We start from the raw sequence: 23,766 nt of genomic DNA on the forward strand, positions 1-23,766 counted from the left end.
TGTCGAGGGTCTTCCGTAGCTGGTCGGCGTCGCGGCCGGTGATGGCGGCGAGCCGTTCCCACGATGTGCCGCCACGGACTCCGGGCGTTTTTGCGATGAACCGACGCAGGTAGGTGGGCGGGAGGCAGTTGGCGCGGGCGAGGCGGCCGATGAAGGCGGAGGAGCCTTCACCGGCGATCGGCCGGACCTGGAAGGGAAGCCTCGCGACCGGTTGCCCGCCCGTGCCGAGTTGTGTCACGTGCTCGCGTCCGTGTCCGGGCTGCCGGGGCGTTTGCGATGGGAGGCGATGTCCAGGTCGACGGCCAGGAGACCAGCTTTGGTGATCTTTTCAGTGCCGGTGAGGATGGCGTCGACGGCAGCTCCGCGGAGCTGATGGGACAGCGAGCCGATCATGCCGCTGGTGCGGGTGTGGAGGAAGCGGTCCAGGCGGGACAGGGTGCGGCGCTTGTGCTGGTGCAGGAGAAGGGTGGCTTCCATCTGCGCGACCAGGGCTTTCCATTCCGCGTTGTAGGGGAAGGGATGGGTGGCGACCGAGGTGAAGCGGGCGGCGATCTGGTCGCCGCGGGTGCCGGACAGCAGGCCGCCTTCCTCGATGTCGATGCCCGCGTAGGCGAAGGTCGCGGGGATGCGCTCGGAGAAGTACTTGAGTGTGTCGGACGCTTCGGCGCCCGTGCGGGTGTGCAGGGAGATGTTGTGGATCTCGTCGACCAGGATGAGGCCGGTGCGGGCCTTGGTGCAGACGCCGACGACGGCTTCGGTGAGGTCGGTGATGTTGGAGGTTCGCAGGACGGGAAGGCCGAGGAAGCGGGCGAACTCGGCGGCGATCATTCGAGGGGTCGCTGCGGGTGGGACGGTGATGTAGATGACCGGTATGCGTTCGTCCTGGCCAGGGTGACGGCGGCGGTCCTGGAGTTCATGGGCCAGGCCGAGTTGAGTCAAAGCGATCGTCTTGCCGGTGTTGGCCGGCCCACTGACGATCAGGCCGCGGCGGGCGCTGACGGCACCGCGGTTGAGGATGATCAGCCGGCGGCCGCAGGTGACGGTGTGCCGGACGGTGGAGGTGGCGACGACCTGCAGACGAGCATGGTGGTTGAGCCGGTCCTCGTCGTAGTCGTACTTCTCTTCTTTGCTCAGGGAGCCGTATTCGGCCTGCGTCAGCATGGCCATCGCCTCGCCGGTCGCCGTTGCGACGAACTCGCGCCAGCCGGGCAAGGTCGTCAGGTAGCGGCCGAGATCGTCGTCCGGCGGCGTGCTCACGGTCGTCTCCAGGGATCTTCAAGCGGGTCGAAGAGCCCCAGCGGGATCACTTCGGCCAGCGCTTCCTCGTCCTCCTCCGGCACTTCCGGTGAAGGCTCGTTCTCCGGCTCCAAAGGCGATGGTGCCGCTTCCGTCGGCGGTGCCGTGGCCTTGGTGCGGGCAGCGACACGACGGTCGTCCTTGGCCTGCTTGGACTTGCGTCCCTTCTTCGGGGCCTGCCGGTCGGGACCGGCGTGGGCGCGGGTCATCAGTGCCGCGACCGCCTCGGCAAGTTCTTCCTCGGTGGCCTTGGGCAGTTGGTGGCTGACGTGGTCCCAGGCCAGGTCACCGAAGGGGACCGGAGCCCGGTTCAGGTACTTCCAGGTCGCCTGAACCCATTCGCCATCTCCCCGGTGGTTGCGTACCCAGACGCGGGAGACGTCGTAGGGGTCGCGGTGGACCTCCCAGAGTCCGCGTTTGGCGGTGACGCCGGAGTTCCGCCGACGCATCGGCCCGAGCTCAGGGGCGTCGTAGGTGCGGTTGTTGATCCTGATGCCGTAGGCATTGACGGCCCGCCAGGCTCCGGGCAGCAGCTCGATGTAGTCCTGGCCGCCGAGCGCGACCGGAACATAGCCGGACGCCTCCACCAGTGCCGCGTACTTCTGGTTGGGCGTGAACAGTTTGCCGGGGTGATCAGGGTCGCGCAGTCCGTCGTGAGGGCGGTTCTGCCAGTGCGCGACGATCCATTCGTCGAGCAGGTCCTGGAGTTCGGGCAGCGACCACAGATTCTCGCGCTCCGGGTGCCGGCCGCGGTGATCGGTGTTGCGTCCGGTGTGCCCCGGCAGGAATTGCGTGAACAGCGTCGCGACGGAACCCAGCATCTTCTCGATGTGGCCCTTCTCGAAAGGCGCACCCTTGTGCGTGGGCTGGAAATCGATCTCCAGAAACCGGCAGGAGGCCCGGAAGTTGTGCGAGACGAACACCTTGCCGTGGTCGCAGACGATCATCTCGGGAACGATCACCGGCTTGGCCGCAGCGTGCTCCAGACGTTCGTCCAGGGACAGCAGACGACGGTGCGGCAGCACCGACCTCGACATCTTCAGCACGTCCACCCAGCCCGGCCGCATCAGTTCCGGGGTGACCGTGCGGGCCAGCAGCACGCTGGCGTCCACGGACTTCGTCGAGGGCCGCAGCACCGCGGCCGATAGTGTCCTGGTCGCGACATCGATCATGCCGGTCAGCTCGACCTTGCCCACGACACCGTTGTCGAGGCGGACCATCACGTCCATGGGGGTGGAGTCGATCTGCATGACCTCCCCCGGTGCCGTCACCGTCAGCTGCCCGAAGGGTGCTCCGGCCCCGTGGGCCTTCGACCGGCGGGTGACCGCGGACCCCGTCGTGTGGGTGCCCTCGGTGAGCTTCGCCAGCAGTCGGTAGAGCGTCCGTTTTGTCGGCAGCTCGACCGTCTCGCCATCGGCCTCGCGGAGAATCTCGCCGGTCCGCCAGATCAGATAGGCCCCGTTGCGGGTCGAGGTATCGGCGGCCTCGCCGATCGCCTGACGCATCGCGTCGACAACGGCATCGGGGACCGAGCCGAACTCCCTGCGCTTGCGGACCGGGCGCAGATCGACCAGCCCCACCAGGCCCTTCTCCTGGTAGCGGCGACGCCAGTTGCCGACAGTCTTCGCCGCGACGCGGTGGCCGACAGCCACCAGTTCCTCCGCCTTGACCCGCTCACGAGACGTCATGGAGGTTCCGGGCCCGTAGCCAGGCCGCGGAGGAGAGCCCGGCTCGGCATCCGGCGAGAGCCCGTGCACGACCTCAAGAATGTGCTTCTCCCACCACAGAGCCTGTTTCACCGCCTCGGGCGGGAACGTCTCCAGCAACCCGACCGGAGGCAGCGGCATCCGCTCGGGCTGGAACAGGACCTCGAAGTCCGCCGCCTCGAACAACTCGATCAAGGCGACCACCCGGTGCGGCGCTTCCGCGTCCTCCAGCACCGCCACCTGGGGTGTGACCCCGAGAACCGCCCTCACCTGGCCGTCGAACTGAACCCTCTGACCGACCGCAAGAGCCGACGGCCGCTTCAGCCTGCCCATTCACTTCCTTCCGTCCAGACGAGACTGGTCCTCTCCATCAGCCCGCCCACCAAGTCCGTTCCCAACACGCCGGACCACAGCAGATGGAAGAGCACCGGCAACACCTGCAGCCGGTCGCCCACCAGCCCGGCCCCTTCCCACAAGCTCTTCGGGTCACGGAAGACCTCCGCAAGCCGGTCCGCCACCCAGTCGGGCCGACCACACCGGGCTCGCCGAAAACGGGCCAGCCAGCGGACATTCGCCATGAACACCGGATCGGGCCGGCCCGCCCACTCGAACTCCCAGCCCACCGCCCGGCAGGCGTCCTCGGTCGCGGCGAAGGCATCGCACGTGACCTCGTCCAACTCGTCCTCGGCACGAACGTCAACAAGCCGCCCTCGCCCGTCGGCCAGCCGGACGAAGTAGTCCGGAGCGTGACGGCGCCTCCTTGTCCCGTCGCGCCAGTGCAGCCAGAAGGGCTGTGACGCGACGGCCACCACCTCTGGGGCCCGGTCCAACAGGACCAGCCGATCACGCTCCAGCCACGACTCGTACCCCACGTGGTCCCGTGCGGTCACCGAGTAGTACCAGCCCGCGAACCCCCGAGCCTCCTTACGCCAGCTGAACTCGCGTACAGGCCCAGCCGCCTCGAACCGCGTGTCCCAACACGCACCCAACGGCAGCCGACGCCGAACCCCATCAACCTGGAAGTCCAGCTCAAAAGCTGTCAGCGCAGCCTGATCGAACGCACGGGCAGGAGCCCCCACTACATCTCCTACCTGGCATGAATCGAACAGATCCAACTTCGATGTCACAAAGTAGCGTTGACCCAACTTCGATGACAACTCACCCAACATCGCTGTCACAGGTCATCCCGAGATTGGCCTTGGCCTGCGCCTTTACCGCGCCACTACGCTCCGGGCCATGAGGATTCGCATAGTGGACGCCTTCAGTGAGCGTCCGTTCGCCGGCAACCCGGCAGGAGTCGTCCTCCTCGACTCCGGCACCTTCCCCGACGATGCCTGGCTCCAGCAGGTCGCCACCGAGGTCAACCTCTCCGAGACCGCGTTCGCGCATCCACTGCCCGAGGGCGGCGACGCCGACTGGGCGCTGCGCTGGCTGACCCCGGCCGCCGAGGTGAATCTGTGCGGTCACGCCACCCTGGCCACCGCACACGTCCTGCACAGCACCGGGACAGCCACCGGAACGGTCCGCTTCAGCACCCGCAGCGGCGTGCTGTCCACGACGGCGGACGACCGCGGGTCGATCACCATGGACTTCCCGACCGCCCCGCTGACGCCCGTCGAGGTGCCCCGCGCCGTCGCCGAGGCCCTGGGCGCCGACATCCTCTCCGCGCACGACACCGGCCCCTCGGTCGGCGATCTGCTGGTCGAACTCGCCGACGAGCGGTCCGTACGGTCCCTGTCACCGGACTTCCGGGCGCTGGCCGGGCACGGCGGGCGAGGTGTGGTCGCCACCGCCCGCGCCGAGAACCCGGACGGCGGCTACGACTTCGCCTCGCGCGGCTTCTTCCCCTCCCTGGGCATCGAGGAGGACCCCGTGACGGGCAGCGCGCACACCGCGCTGGCCCCCTTCTGGTCGGCGCGCCTGGGCCGCACCGCGCTGGTCGGCCTCCAGGGCGGCGCACGTACCGGCTTCGTACGGACCGAGCTGCGCGGCGACCGCACGCTGCTGACCGGTACGGCGGTCACCGTCATCGACGGCGAACTGCTCGCCACCGGGTGAGCCGGGGCCGGCGCGCCACCGGGTGAGGCGGGGACAGGCGCGCCGGACGTGGTGGTGACGAGGGGGGCACGTCCCCGGGGGGCACTCTGCGGGGGCGTGCCTCGGGGGGGTGTGCCCCGGGGGTTCACAGAGCCGCTGGAGCCCCGCACCCCACCCGCCTCATGCCGTCGGCAACCACCCCACCCGGCCCGCGAGCAGTGCGTAGCCGACGAACGCCACGATGTCGATCAGCGCATGGGCGGCGACCAGCGGCCCGACCCGCCCCCACCGCCGGTACAGCAGCACGAAGATCACGCCCATCACCAGGTTGCCGAAGAATCCGCCGATGCCCTGGTAGAGGTGGTACGAACCGCGCAGCACCGAACTCGCCGCCAGTGCCGCCATCGGCCCCCAGCCCAGCTGCCCCAGCCTGCGCAGCAGATACCCGACGACAATGACCTCCTCCAGCACGGCGTTCTGCACCGCGGAGGCGATCAGCACCGGGATCTTCCACCACACATCGGGCAGTGCTTCCGGGACCACCGTCAGATTGAATCCGGCCGCCCGCGCGCCCAGGTAGAGCAGCAGCCCGCTGCCGCCGATGGCCGCCGCCACCAGAACGCCCCGGCCCAGGTCGGCGCCGGGCCGACGCCGGTCGAAGCCGAGCGCGCGCAGTCCGCCGGCCCGTTCCCGCAGCAGCAGATGCGCGACCAGCACGACGGGCACGAGCGCGGTGGCGATACCGAACAGCTGCCAGGCCAGGTCCAGCCACGGGCGGCCCGGCGCATGGGATCCGTTGAGCGTCGCCGCCTGGGCCTTGAGGCCGCCCGCCTTGGTCACCGATCCTATGAAGCTGATGAGCGCCGACACGCCGCTGGCGCCGAGCGAGAGGGCCAGCACGATCAGCGTCTCGCTCCGCAGGACACCTCGGGCGGGCCCCTCGACCGCCCCTTCGCGCCGCCGTGTGCCGGACCCCCGGCCCGGCACGTCATCGGTCACGGGACCTGCGTCCGACTGCACAGCTGCCTCCACTTCCGCGCCACCGCGCTCCGCCACCACCGCCCCGCCGGGTTCCCGGCAACGGGCCCGCGGATCGCGCGCGCCCGGCCGGGTACGGGCGCCCTCCACGGGGCGCGCTCCCCGTCGCCTCCCGGCCGGGCGACGGACCCGCCGCGCCACGGACACCCGGAGAGGCACACCGCGATGGAACGTCACACTTTGCCCCACGGCTCCGGACCGCGGAGCACGGGGGCCCGCCGCGTCGCAGGCCGGGCCGGGTAGCCAGGGCGTGTCGGCACAGCGGCGCCTGCCCCGCGGCGCCGGGCACGGCACCTCGCGGCATTGTCGGGATCACCCCGCCGGTGCCGGGGCGGCCCTCCGCCGTGCGATGCGCCGCACCGGACACCGCGGGCCCCGCCGTCCGGGCGAACGACGGCGCTGTGCCGACACGCCCTAGGCCGACCGGCGCACGCCCGGTACGCCCGGCTCCGCAACCGCCCAGGTGACCGGCCAGGTGTGCACCGGCTCCCCGGTGTGCATCAGCTCGCTGTAGCGCCGGGTCATCGCGGCGAGCGCGGCCTCCCGGTCCAGGCCCTGCCGCAGCGCGTGGCGATAGGCCGCGGCCTGCCAGGACGCTCCGTTCGCGCGGCGCGCACAACGCTCTTCGATGATGCCCAGATAGTGGTCCCGGTCGGCCGGTTCGACGCCCCAGGCGTCCAGCCCCGCCGCCGCCAGCGGCAGCAGTTCCTGGCGTACGAGCCGGACCACCGGAATCTCGGCGACGCCCCCGCCCCGCCCGGACCGCGGCCAGTTGAGGGTGGCGTCGATACCGTGCCGGCAGGCCGTGTCGAAATTCTCGGCCGCGGCTGCGAACGGCAGCCGCGACCAGACGGGGCGCGGCTCCTCGGCCAGCGCCCGCACCAGCCCGTAGTAGAAGGCCGTGTTGGCGATGACATCGGCGACCGTGGGACCGGCCGGCAGTACGCGGTTCTCGACCCGCAGGTGCGCGACGCCGTCGGCCACCGCGTAGACCGGCCGGTTCCAGCGGTAGACGGTGCCGTTGTGCAGCACGAGTTCGGCCAGGTCGGGCACACCGCCCTCGTCCAGGACCCGCAGCGGCTCCTGGGGACCGTAGATCGGCAGCAGTGGCGGGAAGTAGCGCAGGTTCTCCTCGAACAGGTCGTACGCGGAGTCCACCCAGCGTTCGCCGAACCAGGTGCGGGGGCGCACTCCTTGGGCCTGGAGTTCGGGTGCGCGAGTGTCGGTGGCCTGCTGGAAGACCGGCGGCCGCGACTCACGCCACAGCTCGCGCCCGAAGACGAACGGCGAGTTGGCGCCGACGGCCACCTGTACCGCGGCGATGGCCTGCGCGGCGTTCCAGACGGCGGCGAACCGGCCGGGCGTCACCTGGAGGTGCAGCTGAACCGACGTACAGGCGGCCTCCGGCGCGATCGAGGACGAGCGGGAGACCAGCCGCTCGATGCCCTGGATGTCGATCGCGAAGTCCTCACCGCGGGCCGCCCGCATCTGGTCGTTGAGCAGTACATAGCGGTCGATCTCGGAGAGGCTGGCGGTCGTGAGGTCCGCGGCGTTCAGGGTCGGCAGAATGCCGATCATCACGATCCGGGCGGCGACCTCCCCCGCTTGTCTGTCGGCGTAGGCGAGCCCGGTACGGAGTTCCTCGGCGAGCTGGTCCAGGACGCGGCCGCGCAATCGGTGCGGCAGGATGTTGACTTCCAGATTGCACTGGGCGAGTTCGGTCTGGAAATCACGGCTCGCGATACGCTCGAGAACCTGCGAGTTCATCATGCGCGGCAGCCCGTCGGCGTCGGCGAGATTCAGTTCTATCTCCAGACCGATCAGATTCTTCGGCCGGTCGAACCGCTTCTCCTCCAGCAGTCTCGCCAGTGCCTCAAGACACCTGTGGAGCTTTCTTCGATAACGCTCCCGGTCCGCCAGGCCGATCCCGTCCGCGGCGACCTTCTCCCCCATCGAAGGGTCCTTCCCTGAGTGAACGGCCCGCGGCCACGGGCTGCTTGGGGCCGCCCCGGCACCGCCGGGGCACGCGCTACGGTCGATGATGCCCCGGCAATCTGATCGATAACGCCTCAAGGGCGTGCCGGTACCGATAAGCTCGAAGGGACGGAGAATCCGGCACGTTCCATGGGCATACGCCGCAGGCTCTCTCCGTAGGCATTTCTCTGGTGGAAAACGCCGACGAGATCCGGCCTACCGCGCCGGCGAGAGAATATGAGGTGGCGCCGCAAAGGCCCTGTACAAAAAGGCGGAAATCACCTCCGGTACGGGTCCGAAATCCGTCTTGCCGGAAATCCGCAAGGCCGCTAGCCGAAACACCACCAGAACATATGTCGTATAAACTTCGGTGACGAGGCAGAGAGTTGGCCCCCAGTGTTGTGGTGTTCTCACCGGTGCTGAGGCACAGCGGCTGACCCCATCGGGCCGCAGCCCCGGTCGGCCGACCTCTGACCCCGCACGCAGACAGTGCCGTTTGCACCTTCCCAGCTCCACCGTGTCTCCGAAGTGAGAGGCGACCCACCATGCCGCTGCATGTCCCCCCCGCGCCCGCGCCCGCCCTGCGCAGCGTCCTCACCGCCCTCGGCTCGCCCACCGCCGTCCGCGAGGCACCCACCTCCGCCTTGCGCGACCATCAGGGCCCGTTGAGCCCCGACCACCCGCTGCCCGTCCATGTCTGGGACGACGTCAGCCGCGCGGGCGGTCCGCTGCGCACCCGGCCGGCCGGCTGGCGCTTCCTGGTCCGCGGCGGGGAGCGGGCGGTGGCGGCCGCCGAGGCGAGGCTGACCGCCGACGGCTGGACGTTCTCCCACTTCTGCGGCGGCCCCTACGTCAACGCGACCGAACAGGCACTGCACCAGGCCGAGTTGCTCACCACCCCCTACCAGCCGCGGCTGCTGTCCGTCCCGGAGCTGTACATGCTCACGCTGTGGCTGCATCACGACCTCACCTCGGACGGCGCCGACGGCACGCCCGCCCCCGGTGACCTGCTGCTGCCCCTGGCGCCCGCCCCGCCGGGCATCGCCGCCCACCGCCCGCAGCGCGTCGCCGACCTGCTCCCGCGGCTCGCGCTGCGCCTGACGGCCACACCGCTGCTCGGTTCGCCGGCCCGGTCCGCACCGGCGCCGGCTCCGTAGCACCACGGCGGCGCACGCCGTCGCACCGCCGAACGCCCCGCGACCCCCTCCGGACGCGGGGCGCTCCGCCGCGCGCACCCACCGGCACCCAGCACCGCTATCACCCCCAACCCCCTGTCGAAGTGGCGCATTTGGGAGCAACCGCCCGCATGGGTGACGCGTCCCTATCGAGTGCGTACCGCTGCTGCGAAATCCCTGCGGAATGCCGTCCGTAGGGCAACACTGGGACCGACAGGAAACGGGGGAGCGGCCATGACCACCTCATCGAGCCGTATGCCGACATTCACCACATCGCAGCGAAAGACAACTTCCATGTGTCAGCACCAGCCGCCATGCCCGTCAGCAGACTCCAGCGACCGGGAAGCCGCGCACCCTGTGGCACACCACCCGGAGCAGGGCTGGAGCCTGCTGTGCAACGGCGTCCTCCTCTTCGAGGACACCGGTGAGCTCCTGCCGGACGGGCAGGTCATCGCCCCGCACCGGCCGCTCGGCACCGTACGGGTAGGGAGCGCCGCCTGACCGCGACGCCACGTACGACAACTACGATCACTACGACAAAAGGGCCCCCGGCATACGTGCCGAGGGCCCTCGATATGTGACGGTACGTCAGCCGTCGTACTCCGTCAGCGGGGGGCAGGAGCAGACGAGGTTACGGTCGCCGAAGGCACCGTCGATACGGCGCACCGGCGGCCAGTACTTCTCCGCCGCCACCACACCGGCCGGGAAGACGGCCTCCTCGCGGGTGTACGGGTGCGTCCACTCGCCACCGAGCGCGCCGGCGGTGTGCGGGGCGTTGCGCAGCGGGTTGTCGTCCTTGTCCCACTCCCCCGAGCCGACCTTCTCGATCTCCGCACGGATGGCGATCATCGCGTCGCAGAACCGGTCCAGCTCGTCCAGGTCCTCGCTCTCGGTCGGCTCGATCATCAGCGTGCCGGCCACCGGGAAGGACATCGTCGGCGCGTGGAAGCCGTAGTCGATGAGCCGCTTGGCGACATCGTCGATGCTCACACCGGTCGCCTTGGTCAGCGGCCGGACGTCGATGATGCACTCATGGGCGACCAGACCGCCGGGGCCGGTGTAGAGCACCGGGTAGTGCGGCTCCAGCCGCTTGGCGATGTAGTTGGCGCTGAGCACCGCGACCTGACTGGCGCGCTTGAGGCCCTCACCGCCCATCAGACGGACGTACGCCCAGGAGATCGGCAGGATTCCGGCCGAGCCCCAGGGCGCGGCGGAGACCGGGCCGATGCCCGTCTCCGGCCCGGCGGTGGGCTGGAGGGGGTGGTTGGGGAGGTACGGCGCCAGATGGGCGCGCACACCGACCGGGCCGACACCGGGGCCGCCGCCGCCGTGCGGGATGCAGAAGGTCTTGTGCAGGTTCAGGTGCGAGACATCGCCGCCGAACTTGCCCGGCTCGGCGAGTCCGACCAGCGCGTTGAGGTTCGCGCCGTCGACATAGACCTGGCCACCGGCGTCGTGCACGGTGGCGCAGATCTGGGTGATGTGCTCCTCGAACACGCCGTGCGTGGAGGGGTAGGTGACCATGAGGACCGCGAGCTCGTCGCGGTGCTTGTCGATCTTGGCGTGCAGATCGTCGGTGTCGACCTCACCGTTCTCACCGGTCTTGACGACGACGACCTTCATCCCGGCCATCACGGCGCTGGCGGCGTTGGTGCCGTGCGCGGAGGACGGGATCAGGCAGACGGTGCGCTGGTCGTCGCCGTTGGCCCGGTGGTAGGCGCGGACGGCCAGCAGGCCCGCGAGCTCGCCCTGGGAGCCGGCGTTCGGCTGAATGGAGACCTTGTCGTAGCCGGTGACCGTGGCCAGCCGCTCCTCCAGCTCCTGAATCAGCGTCAGGTAGCCCTGCGCCTGGCCGGCCGGCGCGAACGGGTGCAGCTGCCCGAACTCTGGCCAGGTGACCGGCTCCATCTCCGTGGTGGCGTTCAGCTTCATCGTGCAGGAACCGAGCGGGATCATGCCGCGGTCCAGCGCGTAGTCCCGGTCGGCGAGCCGGCGCAGATAGCGCAGCATCGCGGTCTCCGAGCGGTGCTGGTGGAAGACCGGGTGCGTGAGGTAGTCGTCGGTGCGCAGCAGCGCCTGCGGCAGCACCTCGCCGGCGGCCCCGTCCAGCTGCTCGACATCGCCCTCGACGCCGAAGGCGCGCCAGACGCCGGCCAGCTGCGCCCGTCCGGTCGTCTCGTCGCAGGCGATGCCGACCAGGTCGGCGTCGACCTGCCGGAGGTTGATGCCGGCCTCGCGGGCGGCGGCGACGACCTGGGCGGCCCGGCCCGGCACCCGTGCGGTGAGCGTGTCGAAGTACGCACCGTGCACGATCTCCACACCGCCGGCCCGCAGTCCCTCGGCGAGGACGGTGGCGTAGCGGTGGGTGCGCCGCGCGATGGCCGCGAGACCGTCGGGGCCGTGATAGACGGCGTACATGCCCGCCATGACGGCGAGCAGCACCTGCGCGGTGCAGATGTTGCTGGTGGCCTTCTCCCGGCGGATGTGCTGCTCCCGGGTCTGGAGGGCCAGGCGGTACGCCCTGTTGCCGTCGGCGTCGACAGAGACCCCCACCAGGCGGCCCGGCAGGCTGCGGGCGAACGACTCGCGGACGGCCATGAACCCGGCGTGCGGTCCGCCGAAGCCCATCGGGACGCCGAAGCGCTGGGTGGTTCCGACGGCGATGTCCGCGCCGAGCTCCCCGGGCGAGGTCAGCAGTGTCAGCGCCAGCAGGTCGGCGGCGACGGTGACCACCGCGCCCAGCTCATGGGCCTGTGCGATGACGGCGCGCGGGTCGCGCACCGATCCGGAGGCACCGGGGTACTGGAGCAGCACGCCGAAGACCCCGCGCTCGGCGATCTCGGCGGGAATGCCGTCCGTCAGATCGGTGACGACGACCTCGACGCCGGTCGGCTCGGCGCGGGTCCGGAGCACCGCGACGGTCTGCGGCAGACAGTCCGCGTCGACCAGGAAGACGCCCTGCTTGACCTTGCCGACGCGGCAGGCGAGCGCCATCGCCTCGGCCGCCGCGGTGCCCTCGTCGAGCAGGGAGGCGCCGGAGGTGGGCAGTCCGGTCAGGTCGGCGACCATGGTCTGGAAGTTCAGCAGCGCCTCCAGGCGGCCCTGCGAGATCTCCGGCTGGTAGGGCGTGTACGCCGTGTACCAGGACGGGTTCTCCATGACGTTGCGCAGGATCACCGGCGGCGTGAACGTGCCGTAGTAACCGAGTCCGATCATGGAGGACAGGACCTGGTTGCGGTCCGCGAGCCCACGCAGCTCGTCCAGGACCTCGGCCTCGGAACGCGCCTGCGGCAGGCCCAGCGCCTCCGCGCTCTTGATCACGTCCGGTACGGCGGTGTCGGTGAGCTCGTCCAGCGATCCGAATCCGACCTGCGCGAGCATCTTCGCCTGCGCCTCGCGGTCGGGACCAATGTGCCGGCGCTCGAAGGGGGTACCGCGCTCCAGCTCGTGCAGGGAGATGCGATTGGTGGTCATCTGCGGGGGCCTCCTGGTCAATGCGACCTACGAGGGGCACCAAGGCGCTGGTGCCCGGACGGCCTCCCCCTCTGTCATCTCAACCTGAGAGCTTCACCGGCCCGCCCGCGGCGACCCGGCTTTCACCGTCGGTGAGGAAGGGTTCCGGCATGGTGTCCGCCCGTGGCCCGCCCTGCTTTCCAGAGTGACCTCGTCCATGCGGTACGTGTGCCTGAGAGATTCCGGGGAGGATTTGCTCCTTCGGCGCCCCCTGCCGCTGACGACGGAGGACTCTCCCGCATGGGGTCTACAGCCATTCGCCAGCCTACCAGCGCCCCATCTGGGCGATCCCTCGAGTGGCCGGGGCATGAAATGTGCCGTTTGGTAGTTGTCACACGGCAGTTGCGACCAGTTGGAGGGACCGTGCAAACCGATATCGATCCCCGGAGCCTGATCGGCCGCAAGGCATTCGACCGGAACGGCGCCAAGATCGGCACCGTGGACGAGGTGTACCTCGACGACGCCACCGGGGAACCGGAGTGGGCGGCGGTACGCACCGGCCTCTTCAGCCGGGACGCGTTCGTCCCCCTGGAGCCGAGCGAACTGGCCGACGAGGGTCTGCGCGTCCCGTACGACCGCAAGCTGATCAAGGACGCCCCGGACTTCGGCGTGGGCCGGCATCTCTCGCCGGAACAGGAGCTCCAGCTCTACCACCACTACCGGCTGGATATCTCCGCCCCGGTGTCCGACTCCGACTCCCCCTTCCCCTCCCCCGGCGAGGACCTCGGCCGGGTCGCCGGATCGCCGGACTGAGCCTCCGACGGCGCCCCGCCCACCAGCGGCAGCGGCTCCCCCGGCCGCAGCTCCGGATCCTCGACGGCGAAGGTCCGCACCCGCCCCGGCGCCGACCACGGCTGTTCGAAACGCACGGTCACCCGCCCCACCCCGCTCCCCTGCACCCACCCGGCGCCATAGTCGTCGTGCACGACATCCGCTCCCGGATGCCAGTGGCGCGGCCGCTCCTCCTCGGCTCGCTCGCCCCCGCTCCCGGCGACCGGCACCGGCGGCGCCTTCGCCGTCTCCTCGGCCTCCCGCTCGGTCGCCAGCTGGGCGAACAGGTCCTCCTGCGTGAAGTCGGCCAGCCCGCTCACCCCGACCCCCAGCAGCCGCACCCCGCCGGTGGTGTCCACCGTCTCCAGCAGCCGGGCGGCGGCCTCCCGCACCACCGCGGGGTCGTCGGTGGGCCCGCGCAGCGTCTCGGAGCGCGTCAGCGTCGAGAAATCGTAGTTACGGACCTTGATCACCACCGTGCGTCCGGAGCGTCCGGCCGCCCGCAGCCGCTGTACACACCGGTCGGCCAGCCGCACCACCTCGGTCCGCACCCGCGTCCGGTCGGTCAGATCGACCTCGAAGGTGTCCTCGACCGAGACGGATTTCGCATCCCGGTCGGCCACCACCGGGCGGTCGTCCCGGCCCAGCGCCATCGCGTACAGCCCTGCGCCGTGCGCCCTGCCCAGCAGCCGCACCAGCTCGGCCTCGCCGGCCTCCGCCGTCTCCGCGACCGTCGTGATCCCGGCCCGGCGCAGCGCCTCGGCCGTCGCGGGGCCCACCCCGGGCAGCGTCCGCGTCGGCATCGGCCCCAGCAGCTCCCGTTCGGTACCGGGCTCGATCACCACCAGCCCGTCCGGCTTGGCCGCCTCCGACGCGATCTTCGCCAGCATCTTGGCCCCCGCGAGCCCTACCGACCCCGTCAGACCCGTGGTGCGCCGGATATCGCGCCGCAACTGTTCCCCCACGGCCCGTACCGCCGCGGTCTCGGCCGCGACCCCGCCCGCCTCCAGGTCCACGAACGCCTCGTCCAGGCTCAGCGGCTCCACCAGCGGCGACAGCGCGTGCAGCAGCTCCATCACGGTCTCGCTCACCTTGCGGTAGACGGTGAAGCGTGGGCTGAGGTAGGCGGCGTGGGGACACAGCCGGCGCGCCTGGGCCGTCGGCATGGCCGACCGGACACCGAAGACCCGCGCCTCGTACGACGCCGTGGAGACCACCCCACGCGGCCCGACGCCGCCGACCACCACGGGCTTCCCGCGCAGGCTCGGCTTGGCCGCCTGCTCGGCGGCCGCGAAGAACGCATCCATGTCCAGATGCAGGATCGTCGGCGCACGTCTCACACCACCGATGCTGCCGCATGCCACTGACAATGAGCCCGATGCCGGGCCACGGACCGCTTCGGAGGCGCTCAGACCGCCCGGTTGCGCCGCCGCGCCAGCTCGTCGTGCGGGTTCTTCCCGATCAGCGTCTCGCCGGTGTCCACGCGCTCACCGTGCAGCTGTGACAGGGCGTTCTCCACGTCCCGCCACACCACGCCGACGGCGATCCCGAAGACGCCCTGACCCCCCTGGAGCAGATTCACGACCTGGTCCGGCGAGGTGCACTCGTAGACCGTCGCGCCATCGCTCATGAGCGTCATCCGCGTCAGATCGGCGAGCTCGCGGGTGCGCAGGTGCTGCACGGCGGTGCGGATGTTCTGCAACGACACCCCGGTGTCCAGCAGCCGCTTGACGATCTTCAGGACGACGACGTCCCGGAAGCTGTAGAGCCGCTGGGTTCCGGAGCCGTACGCCGGCCGGACGCTCGGCTCCACCAGGCCCGTACGCGCCCAGTAGTCGAGCTGCCGGTAGGTGATGCCCGCCGCCGCGCACGCGGTCGGGCCGCGGTAGCCGATGGTCTGCGTCTCGCGATCCCCCGACACCGCGGCGACCTGCGCCGGTGTACGGTTCGCCGCCGCACCCGAGTGGAACGGCAACGCCTCTTCCGCCGCCCTACCGTCGCCGGTGATTGCCACGCCGCCCTCCGTCCTCCACGTCCCGGACGGGACCTGCCTATCGACGGTATGCAGTCGCTCGGAGTGCGTCAACGATCGCCGCGCTCGCCACGCCGAGTGATAATCACCCTACGAGTGGTTTCTCGTGACCCGGCACGGGGAAGGTGTACCAGGTTGGCCGGAACCAAACGCTCCGTTGGCCGGAGTTACTGGCTGTTGGTGCCGAAGTCCTCGGGCGAGATCTGGTCGAGGAACTCACGGAACTTCTCCACCTCGTCCTCCTGCTCGTCCGGGATCGCGATCCCCGCGTCGTCCAGCACACCGTCCGTACCGAAGATCGGTGTTCCGGTACGCAGCGCCAGCGCTATGGCGTCGGACGGACGCGCGCTGACCTCCACACCGCTGGCGAAGACCAGCTCGGCATAGAACACCCCCTCGCGCAGGTCCGTGATGCGGACCTGCGTCAGCTCCTGGCCCACCGCCTCCAGCACATCCTTGAAAAGGTCGTGCGTCAGCGGCCTGGCAGGGACCATGCCCTGCTGGGCGAAGGCGATGGCGGTGGCCTCCCCCGGCCCGATCCAAATGGGCAAGTAACGATCGCCTCCCACCTCCCGCAGGAGCACGATCGGTTGGCTGGAAGGCATTTCCACCCGGACACCCACGACGTCGAGCTCGTTCACACAGCAACCCTAGGACGTGCCCGGCCGGTTTGGGTAGTCGGGCACTCGTTTGCTCATGGGAGGCGGACCCGCAGTGCGGTCTGGAGCAGTGCCGCATGGAGCCGCACGGACAGCGTGGCCAGCTCCCTGGCGGTGGCCTCGGCATGGGCCCTGGTCTGCGGATTACGGTGCCGCCGAAGGGGTGCCACGACCTGGTCGACCAGGCCGGCCTCACGCTCCGCGGCCGCTTTCACGGCGCGCAGATGCCGCGGTTCGAGCCCGAAACGGCCCAGATCCGTGACGAGCCGGGCGATCGTGACGGCCTCGATGTCGTACGAGCCGTCCGCATCGGGGACGATGAGACCGTACGACTCCCAGTCGGCGAGTGCCGCCTCGTCCACCTCGGCGGCGACCAGCAGCTCGGCCCGGCCGATCCGGGCCGCCGTAGGCCGCTCCTCGTCCGGTCCGTGCATACCCTCGACGAGATCCCGGGAGGGCGCGGCAGGAGCCGGCAGCTGCACCTGCTCACCGCGCTCCAGGGCGTCCAGATGCTCCCGGATGACCTTGAGCGGCAGATAGTGGTCCCGCTGCATCCGCAGGACGCTCGCCAGCCGCTCGACGTCCTCCGCGGTGAATTTGCGGTATCCGGCGGGCGTGCGCTTCGGCTCGACAAGCCCCTCGGCCTCCAGGAACCGGATCTTGGAGATGGTGACCTCGGGGAATTCCTCGCGCAGCTGGGTGAGCACCGTACCGATGCTCACCGGCTTGCCGCCCGAGGAGGCGGCGCCGGCAGAACCGGCACCGCCTGTCGGTGTGTGGCGCATAAGCCTTCCCTGACGGTCAGATACCGACGCCTCGCTGGCTCGCGTAGAAGACCAGCCGGTACTTGCCGATCTGGACCTCGTCCCCGTTGGCGAGCGCGACCGAGTCGATCCGCTCACGGTTGACGTAGGTGCCGTTGAGGCTGCCCACGTCGGCGACCGTGAAGAGACCGTCCTGACCGCGGCGGAACTCCACATGGCGGCGCGAGACCGTCACATCGTCGAGGAAGATGTCGCTCTGCGGATGACGACCCGCCGTCGTCAGCTCCCCGTCCAGCAGGAAACGGCTGCCGGAGTTCGGACCCCGGCGGACGACCAGCAGCGCCGAACCCAGCGGGAGGGCGTCGACGGCCGCCTGCGCCTCGGGCGAGAGCGACGGCGTCAGATTCTGCCCCGTCGTCTCCGCGTCATAGGCTTCCAGCCCCGAGATGGAGATGGTCGAGGTCGTCTCGGACGCGCGCTCCGCCTGGACACCCGGACGCAGCGGCGCACCACAGTTGGAGCAGAACCGGCTCGCCTCGGGATTCCGGTGCCCACACCTCGTACAAACCGGCAAGGCCGATCCTCCGCCCATGCGTGCGGTTGATGGTGCCTCGGAACCTATGCGGCCGGAGCCGGAGGGGTCAACAGAACCCGCGCCGCGTCCCCCGGAAAGATCACCGGACGGACCTCCGACCTCGTCACGGAAGAGCGGACGGTCCTCGCTCGAACCGCTCTCCTCGGGCTGGCGCGAGGCGCGGTGCCGCGCCGAGCCGCTGCCGCCCTCCTGGCGTGCGCTCTTGCCGAACAGCTTTGCAAACAACTTCACGGGCGATTCCCCTTGAACGAAACAGACCCGCCCGTGGGGCAGGACGAACCCTCGATGCACACACCGGCCCACCCGGACATCCTGTGAACGTCCGTGGCCTCCAGACAGTTTCCACCACGCACCACACGCACGATGCGACGACCCCCCGCTACCTCATGCCCTACCTGGGCCTTCGCCATACGTTTACGCCTCACTGCGACGACGACCGAGCGTAGTCAGGCCGCTTCGCCTCTCGCAAGGCATTCACGATGATCTTCCCCTCACGGGTCACAGACACCTTGGCCTGCTCCTTTTCCAGTGTCTGAACCACCCCGCCGGGGATGTTCAGCGCCGGCTCCAGATCCTCCGGCTTACCGATGACCTTGAAACGGTACGGCTGGCCGACCCGCTTACCGTCGATCTCCACCCCGCCCCCGGAATCCGAGAGGTAGGTGTTCGCGACGATCCGTACATCATTCACCTGAATCGCCTCGGCGCCGGCCGCTCGCAGCTCCTGAATGGTGTCCAGGAGCTTGTCCGCCTCGACGGAATGCGCGCTGTCGTCGATGGTCAGGTTGATGCCGGGCCCTTGGGCCGCAACGGTCCCGGCCAGCACGCCCAGCTGCTGTTCCTTCTCCACGGTCTGTTTACGGGCCTCCTCGGCCTGGTCCGAGCTGTTCTCCAGCTCGGTCTTCTGCCCTTCCAGGCGCCGCTGTTCGTCCGTCAACCGCTGCGAGCGGTTGTCCAGCTCGTCCAGAATCCGCACCAGGTCCTCCTGGCGCGCACCCCGCAGCGCACTGCTGTCACTCGTGGAACGTACCTGAATCGCCAGGCCGAGGCCGAGAATGAACAGGAGCAACGCAACGATCAGTTGGGCCCGGGTCAGCCGCGGCGGCCACAGACTCGCCACCAGCCGCTGCCGCCCCGTCTCCGCCCGTCCCGGAGTGCCGTCGTCCGCCGCTGCCCCCTGGGCGGGGTCACCCGACGGCGGGGCCTCGACCGCCGGTTCGCCGACCGGCCCCCACGCGGGTGCGCTCTCCCCCGGTCCGGGCCGTCCCGGGACGGCCCGGTTCTCGGGAGGCATCGGCCTGCGGCCGGCCGGGCCGTGACCCTGTGGTGGCTCCGGCTGCCTCTCCGGCTCCGGGTTCCCGTCCGTCACCATCCGCCTCACGCCCTGAAGACGTGCCGGCGGATCGCGGCAGCGTTGGAGAAGATCCGGATACCGAGCACCACGACGACGCCGGTGGAGAGTTGGGCGCCGACACCCAACTTGTCTCCGAGGAAGACGATGAGCGCGGCGACGACGACGTTCGACAGGAAGGAGACGACGAAGACCTTGTCGTCGAAGATGCCGTCCAGCATCGCGCGCAGACCGCCGAACACGGCGTCCAGCGCCGCGATGACAGCGATCGGCAAGTAGGGCTCGACCACCGTCGGCACCACGGGTCGGACCACAAGTCCGACCACGACTCCCACGATGAGGCCCAGTACGGCGATCACGAAGTGCCCTTCCCTGTGTCGGTGCCGTCCGCCTTCGCGGCACCGGCCTGCGGTTTTGCTGTGCGTACGATCAAACTGGGGGCGGGCGGCAGTGTGACCTCGTGCTCGACGGAAATCTTGGTGCGTACGCCGTAGTTCTCCTGCAAGACGTGCAGATACTGACCGTCGGCGCTGTCCTGGAACGCGGTGCTGAGCCGCTGCCCGTCCCCCGCCGCCAGCACCGTATAGGGCGGCACCAGCGGCTTGTTGTCGACCAGTATGGCGTCTCCCGCGGCTCTGATCGCCGAGAGTGACGTGAGCCGCTGCCCATTGACGGAGATGGCCTCCGCGCCGGACGCCCAGAGGCCGTTGACCATGCGTTGCATATCCCGGTCGCGGACCCGGCCGGTGTCCGAGAAACCGCTGCTCCCCCGCGGTCCGCCACTGCCGCTGCCGGCCTCCTTGGCGTCGTCCACGACGAGTTTCACACCGGGCCCGGTGACTTGGGTCGAACCGGCCAGCAGCGCCAGCAGCTCGGCCTTGTCATTGCCGTGCTTCTCCAGTGCGTCGCGCTGCATCGTGCCGACGGCGTCCCGCGTCGCGTCCACCCGCTGCTGCTGCTTGTCCGCCGCGCTGGTGCCCTTCTGGATGCGGTCGATCAGCTCTTCGCGCTCCTTGGCCAGTGTCGGGGCGGCCACCCGCGCCTGCGCCGCGCCGACCGTGACGACGATCGCCGCCAGCACCAGACCGGCCGCCAGGCCCAACTTCGCCCGCAAGGTGCGCGGCAGACCGCGCACGCCCGCCTCCGACTGGCGGGCGGCGGCCTCGGCGTATCCGTCGTCGAGGCTGTGGTCCATCACATTGGTCAGCAGCGACATGGACGCATCGGGGCGCGCGGCCGGCTTCCTGAGAGTGCTCCGATCGGGGGGCTGCTGCGACATGCCGCACATCGTCGCACGTCGGCGGCACACTCTCCCAACGGCCCCTCCGGCGTACCCCGCGGGGCACGCCGGAGGGTTCCGGCTCAGCGGCCGGCGCCGTCGACCACCGCGGACCACTCGTCCAGCAGCTGCTGGGCGGAGGCGTCGTCGGGCCCTTCCGCCCACAGATGCGTGACCGCCTCGGCCGGGTCGGGCAGCACCAGCACCCAGCGGCCGTCGGTCTCCACGACCCGCACGCCGTCGGTGGTGTCCACCTCCCGTTCGCCCGCCGCCTCCACCACATGCCGCATGACCAGGCCCTTGACCGCCCACGGCGTCGCCAGATCCCGGCGCAGCACATGTGCCCGTGGAATCCGCGCGTCTATCTGGCTGAGCGTGAGCTGCGTACGGGCCACCAGCCCGATCAGCCGGACGAACGCGGCGGAACCGTCGAAGACACTGCTGAACTCCGGGACGATGAAGCCGCCCCGGCCGTCGCCGCCGAAGACCGTGGTCTCCGCCCGTCCGACCCTGGTCAGATCGTCGGGCGACGTGGTCGTCCACTCCACCTGTGTCCCGTGGTACGCCGCGACCTGCTCGGCGATCCGGGTCGTCGTCACCGGCAGCGCCACCCGGCCGCAGCGCCGCTCGGCGGCCACCAGATCCAGCATGACCAGCAGCGCCCGGTCGTCCTCGATGATCCGGCCCCGCTCGTCCACCAGGGACAGCCGCTCGCCGACGGGGTCGAAGCGCACACCGAACGCGGCCCGCGCCGAGGCCACGATCTCGCCGAGCCGGACGAGCCCGGAGCGCCGGGCATCGGCGGTCTCGGTCGGCCGGGATTCGTCGAGACCGGGGTTGATGGTCAGGGAATCGACGCCGAGCCGCCCCAGCAGACTGGGCAGGACCAAGCCGGCACTGCCATTCGACGCGTCCACGACAACCTTCAGTCCGGCCTCGCCTATGCCGGTGGTGTCCACGGCCCGCAGCAGCGACCCGGTGTACGAGTCGAAAACGCTGGACGGGAAGTGCAGATCACCGATCTCCCCGGGGAAGGCACGCCGGTACTCCTGGCGCGCGTAGACCCGGTCGAGCTTGCGCTGCCCGGCCTGGGAGAGGTCCGCCCCGCGCTCGTCGAAGAACATGATGTCGACGGAGTCCGGCACCCCGGGGGTCGTCCGCACCATGATCCCGCCGGCGCTGCCACGGGCGGTCTGCTGGCGGGCGACGGGCAGCGGGACGTTCTCCAGGTCGCGTACGTCGATGGCACTGGCCTGTAGCGCGGAGATCACCGCGCGCTTGAGCGCCCGCGCGCCACGGGAGTGGTCGCGCGCCGTGGTGACCGTCGCGCCCTTCTTGAGCGTGGTGGCATATGCGCCCGCGAGCCGAACAGCGAGTTCCGGCGTGATCTCGACGTTGAGGATTCCCGACACCCCGCGGGCGCCGAACAGATGCGCCTGGCCCCGGGACTCCCAGATCACCGAGGTGTTGACGAACGCGCCGGCCTCGATGGTCTTGAACGGATAGACCCGCACATTGCCCTGGACGATCGACTCCTCACCGACGAGGCATTCGTCGCCGATGACGGCACCGTCCTCGATCCGGGCGGCCCGCATGATGTCGGTGTTCTTGCCGATCACACAGCCGCGCAGATTGCTGTGCTGCCCGAGGTACACATTGTCGTGCACCACAGCTCTGTGGAGAAAAGCACCGCTCTTCACTACGACGTTGGAACCGATGACCGTGTGCTCGCGGATCTCCACATCCGCTTCGACCTTGGCGTAGTCACCGATGTACAACGGACCGCGTAGTACCGCGTCCGGATGGACCTCGGCGCCCTCGGCCACCCAGACTCCGGGCGAGATCTCGAAGCCGTCTATATCGACGTCGACCTTTCCTTCGAGCACATCCGCCTGAGCCTTCACATAGCTCTCGTGCGTGCCCACGTCTTCCCAGTAGCCCTCGGCGATATAGCCGTAGATCGGCTTGCCTTCCTTCATGAGCTGCGGGAAGACATCACCGGACCAGTCCACCGAGACATCCGGCTGGACGTAGTCGAAGACCTCGGGCTCCATCACGTAGATCCCGGTGTTGACGGTGTCCGAGAACACCTGGCCCCAGGTCGGCTTCTCCAGGAACCGCTCGACCTTGCCACCCTCGTCGACGATGGTGATGCCGAACTCCAGCGGATTGGGAACCCGCGTGAGGCAGACGGTGACGAGGGCGCCCTTTTCCTTGTGGAATCGGATCAGATCGGTCAGATCAAAGTCGGTGAGCGCATCACCGGAGATGACGAGGAAGGCGTCGTCCTTGAGCGCTTCCTCAGCATTCTTGACGCTGCCTGCGGTACCCAGCGGCTTCTCTTCGTTCGCGTACGTGAGCTCCATTCCGAGCTCTTCCCCGTCGCCGAAATAGTTACGAACGAGCGAGGCAAGGAATTGCACGGTCACGACGGTCTCATGGAGACCATGCCGTTTCAGCAGCCTCAGCACGTGCTCCATGATCGGCCTGTTGGCCACCGGGAGAAGCGGCTTGGGCATACTGGACGTCATGGGGCGAAGGCGTGTGCCTTCGCCGCCGGCCATCACAACGGCCTTCATGTCGGAAGCGTCCTCCTCTAAGAGACGACGGTCTTGCCGACTTCACCACCCGTCCAGATCGCCCACTGTTCTCACGTACGGGCGCCGGGCCTTGGCATGAATCTGCTGGTTCGGCGAGCTCAGTCGGCCGTGGTGTCCGCCCTGATGATCCGGCGGACCTGGACCACGTAGAGGATCCCTGCCCACCAGTAGAGCGCCGTACCCCATCCGGCGAACGCCCATCCGAAAATAGCAGCGAGAGTGTGAAGCCAGCTACTTCCGTCACTCAGGAGGAGCAACGGGAAGGCATACATCAAGTTGAACGTAGCCGCTTTGCCCAGGAAGTTCACCTGGGGAGGGCCGTAGCCGTGGCGTCCGAGGAAACCGACCGCGATCAGCAGCATCAGTTCACGGGCCAGCAGTGCCGCGGTGAGCCAGATCGGCAGGATCTCGCGCCAGGTGAGGCCAACGAGGGTGGAGAGGATATACAGCCGGTCGGCCGCCGGGTCGAGGATGCGCCCCAGGCTGCTGATCTGATTCCAGCGCCGAGCGAGCTTGCCGTCCAGATAGTCGCTGACGCCGCTCAGCGCGAGGACCAGCAGCGCCCAGCCATCTGCCTGGGGGCCACCGAATTTCGGCCACAGGATCAACCACAAGAACACCGGCACGCCGATCAGGCGAGCCATGCTCAGAATGTTCGGGATGGTGAGGACGCGATCCGTCTGGACCCGCGTCTCCTGGACCTCCACGCGGAAGCCTCCTGTGGGAAATATGCCGACGATGCCCCCTGACCTTACCTGCACCGCCGGCCGCGCCACGCCGCGGGTCCTGGTTCCGCAAAACGCAAGAAAGCCCCGCAGAGAACCTGAGTTCCCTACGGGGCTTCCAAACAAAATTTGTTCGGCGGCGTCCTACTCTCCCACAGAGTCCCCTCTGCAGTACCATCGGCGCTGAAAGGCTTAGCTTCCGGGTTCGAAATGTAACCGGGCGTTTCCCTAACGCAATAACCACCGAAACA

The 23,766-nt window shown here is 69.5% G+C and carries 20 protein-coding genes, 1 rRNA gene and 1 riboswitch; of the genes, 4 read left to right on the plus strand and 17 right to left on the minus strand.

What is annotated here, in order from left to right; genetic code table 11:
• Nucleotides 1-234: 234 nt before the first annotated feature.
• From ACLJWH_RS39050 to ACLJWH_RS39060, 3 genes are read right to left on the minus strand one after another with little or no spacing between them, the layout of a single operon-like run.
• A complete protein-coding gene (locus ACLJWH_RS39050) occupies nt 235-1,257 on the minus strand; it encodes a TniB family NTP-binding protein (protein ID WP_411146569.1) in 1,023 nt (340 codons plus the stop codon).
• Entirely contained in the window at nt 1,254-3,335 is a 2,082-nt protein-coding gene (locus tag ACLJWH_RS39055; protein ID WP_411146570.1) for a Mu transposase C-terminal domain-containing protein, read from the minus strand. The genes ACLJWH_RS39050 and ACLJWH_RS39055 overlap by 4 nt, the downstream gene beginning before the upstream one ends.
• Nucleotides 3,323-4,081 (minus strand): TnsA-like heteromeric transposase endonuclease subunit, encoded by a 759-nt coding sequence (locus ACLJWH_RS39060; protein ID WP_411146571.1) that lies wholly within the window; start codon nt 4,079-4,081, stop codon nt 3,323-3,325. The genes ACLJWH_RS39055 and ACLJWH_RS39060 overlap by 13 nt, the downstream gene beginning before the upstream one ends.
• Before the next feature lie 157 nt (nt 4,082-4,238).
• On the opposite strand from ACLJWH_RS39060, the gene ACLJWH_RS39065 reads away from it, so the two are divergent.
• Nucleotides 4,239-5,060, plus strand: coding sequence for a PhzF family phenazine biosynthesis protein (locus ACLJWH_RS39065; RefSeq protein WP_411146572.1), 822 nt, complete (start codon nt 4,239-4,241; stop codon nt 5,058-5,060).
• A gap of 159 nt (nt 5,061-5,219) precedes the next feature.
• Here ACLJWH_RS39065 and ACLJWH_RS39070 read toward each other — a convergent pair whose 3' ends face one another.
• Together ACLJWH_RS39070 and ACLJWH_RS39075 are read right to left on the minus strand one after the other, a co-directional pair.
• A complete protein-coding gene (locus tag ACLJWH_RS39070; protein WP_411146573.1) occupies nt 5,220-6,038 on the minus strand; it encodes a CPBP family intramembrane glutamic endopeptidase in 819 nt (272 codons plus the stop codon).
• A gap of 453 nt (nt 6,039-6,491) precedes the next feature.
• Nucleotides 6,492-8,030 carry a glutamate-cysteine ligase family protein gene (locus ACLJWH_RS39075; protein ID WP_411146574.1) on the minus strand — a complete coding sequence of 513 codons (1,539 nt, stop codon included), beginning with the start codon at nt 8,028-8,030 and terminating at the stop codon, nt 6,492-6,494.
• A 566-nt stretch (nt 8,031-8,596) separates the two neighbouring features.
• Here ACLJWH_RS39075 and ACLJWH_RS39080 point away from each other — a divergent pair.
• Entirely contained in the window at nt 8,597-9,208 is a 612-nt protein-coding gene (locus ACLJWH_RS39080) for a hypothetical protein (RefSeq protein WP_411146575.1), read from the plus strand.
• Nucleotides 9,209-9,520: 312 nt separating this feature from the next.
• Nucleotides 9,521-9,727 carry a DUF5999 family protein gene (locus ACLJWH_RS39085; RefSeq protein WP_367429581.1) on the plus strand — a complete coding sequence of 69 codons (207 nt, stop codon included), beginning with the start codon at nt 9,521-9,523 and terminating at the stop codon, nt 9,725-9,727.
• 87 nt (nt 9,728-9,814) lie between these two features.
• Here the strand turns inward: ACLJWH_RS39085 and gcvP are convergent, their stop codons facing one another.
• Nucleotides 9,815-12,700 carry an aminomethyl-transferring glycine dehydrogenase gene (gene gcvP, locus ACLJWH_RS39090; RefSeq protein ID WP_411146576.1) on the minus strand — a complete coding sequence of 962 codons (2,886 nt, stop codon included), beginning with the start codon at nt 12,698-12,700 and terminating at the stop codon, nt 9,815-9,817.
• Nucleotides 12,701-12,889: 189 nt separating this feature from the next.
• Nucleotides 12,890-12,988, minus strand: a riboswitch (glycine riboswitch).
• A 114-nt stretch (nt 12,989-13,102) separates the two neighbouring features.
• On the opposite strand from gcvP, the gene ACLJWH_RS39095 reads away from it, so the two are divergent.
• Entirely contained in the window at nt 13,103-13,492 is a 390-nt protein-coding gene (locus ACLJWH_RS39095; protein WP_411146577.1) for a PRC-barrel domain-containing protein, read from the plus strand.
• Here ACLJWH_RS39095 and ACLJWH_RS39100 read toward each other — a convergent pair.
• From ACLJWH_RS39100 to rrf, 11 genes are all read right to left on the minus strand, one after another.
• The gene (locus ACLJWH_RS39100) at nt 13,396-14,850 is read right to left on the minus strand and encodes a DNA polymerase IV (RefSeq protein WP_411146578.1); all 1,455 of its coding nucleotides are present in this window, start codon (nt 14,848-14,850) and stop codon (nt 13,396-13,398) included. The genes ACLJWH_RS39095 and ACLJWH_RS39100 overlap by 97 nt on opposite strands.
• Before the next feature lie 68 nt (nt 14,851-14,918).
• Nucleotides 14,919-15,524, minus strand: a complete 606-nt coding sequence (locus ACLJWH_RS39105; protein ID WP_052854417.1) for a MerR family transcriptional regulator — start codon at nt 15,522-15,524, stop codon at nt 14,919-14,921.
• Between the two features lie 185 nt (nt 15,525-15,709).
• Nucleotides 15,710-16,183, minus strand: coding sequence for a bifunctional nuclease family protein (locus ACLJWH_RS39110; RefSeq protein ID WP_006606439.1), 474 nt, complete (start codon nt 16,181-16,183; stop codon nt 15,710-15,712).
• Between the two features lie 53 nt (nt 16,184-16,236).
• The gene (locus ACLJWH_RS39115) at nt 16,237-16,986 is read right to left on the minus strand and encodes a MerR family transcriptional regulator (protein ID WP_411146579.1); all 750 of its coding nucleotides are present in this window, start codon (nt 16,984-16,986) and stop codon (nt 16,237-16,239) included.
• A 16-nt stretch (nt 16,987-17,002) separates the two neighbouring features.
• On the minus strand, nt 17,003-17,863 hold the full coding sequence (locus ACLJWH_RS39120; RefSeq protein WP_411146580.1) for an FHA domain-containing protein: 861 nt from the start codon (nt 17,861-17,863) through the stop codon (nt 17,003-17,005).
• 118 nt (nt 17,864-17,981) lie between these two features.
• Complete coding sequence (locus ACLJWH_RS39125; RefSeq protein ID WP_411146581.1) at nt 17,982-18,932, minus strand: DUF881 domain-containing protein; 951 nt, start codon at nt 18,930-18,932, stop codon at nt 17,982-17,984.
• A 5-nt stretch (nt 18,933-18,937) separates the two neighbouring features.
• A complete protein-coding gene (locus ACLJWH_RS39130; RefSeq protein WP_052854423.1) occupies nt 18,938-19,270 on the minus strand; it encodes a small basic family protein in 333 nt (110 codons plus the stop codon).
• Complete coding sequence (locus ACLJWH_RS39135) at nt 19,267-20,199, minus strand: DUF881 domain-containing protein (protein ID WP_411146582.1); 933 nt, start codon at nt 20,197-20,199, stop codon at nt 19,267-19,269. The genes ACLJWH_RS39130 and ACLJWH_RS39135 overlap by 4 nt, the downstream gene beginning before the upstream one ends.
• 74 nt (nt 20,200-20,273) lie before the next feature.
• Entirely contained in the window at nt 20,274-22,769 is a 2,496-nt protein-coding gene (locus ACLJWH_RS39140) for a sugar phosphate nucleotidyltransferase (protein WP_411146583.1), read from the minus strand.
• A 119-nt stretch (nt 22,770-22,888) separates the two neighbouring features.
• Nucleotides 22,889-23,497 carry a CDP-alcohol phosphatidyltransferase family protein gene (locus ACLJWH_RS39145; protein WP_411146584.1) on the minus strand — a complete coding sequence of 203 codons (609 nt, stop codon included), beginning with the start codon at nt 23,495-23,497 and terminating at the stop codon, nt 22,889-22,891.
• 149 nt (nt 23,498-23,646) lie between these two features.
• Nucleotides 23,647-23,763: ribosomal RNA gene (gene rrf / locus ACLJWH_RS39150) — 5S ribosomal RNA — on the minus strand.
• Nucleotides 23,764-23,766 lie beyond the last annotated feature (3 nt).

It is taken from the genome of Streptomyces sp. x-80 (assembly GCF_046549095.1).
In the GTDB taxonomy this organism is placed as follows: domain Bacteria; phylum Actinomycetota; class Actinomycetes; order Streptomycetales; family Streptomycetaceae; genus Streptomyces; species Streptomyces celluloflavus.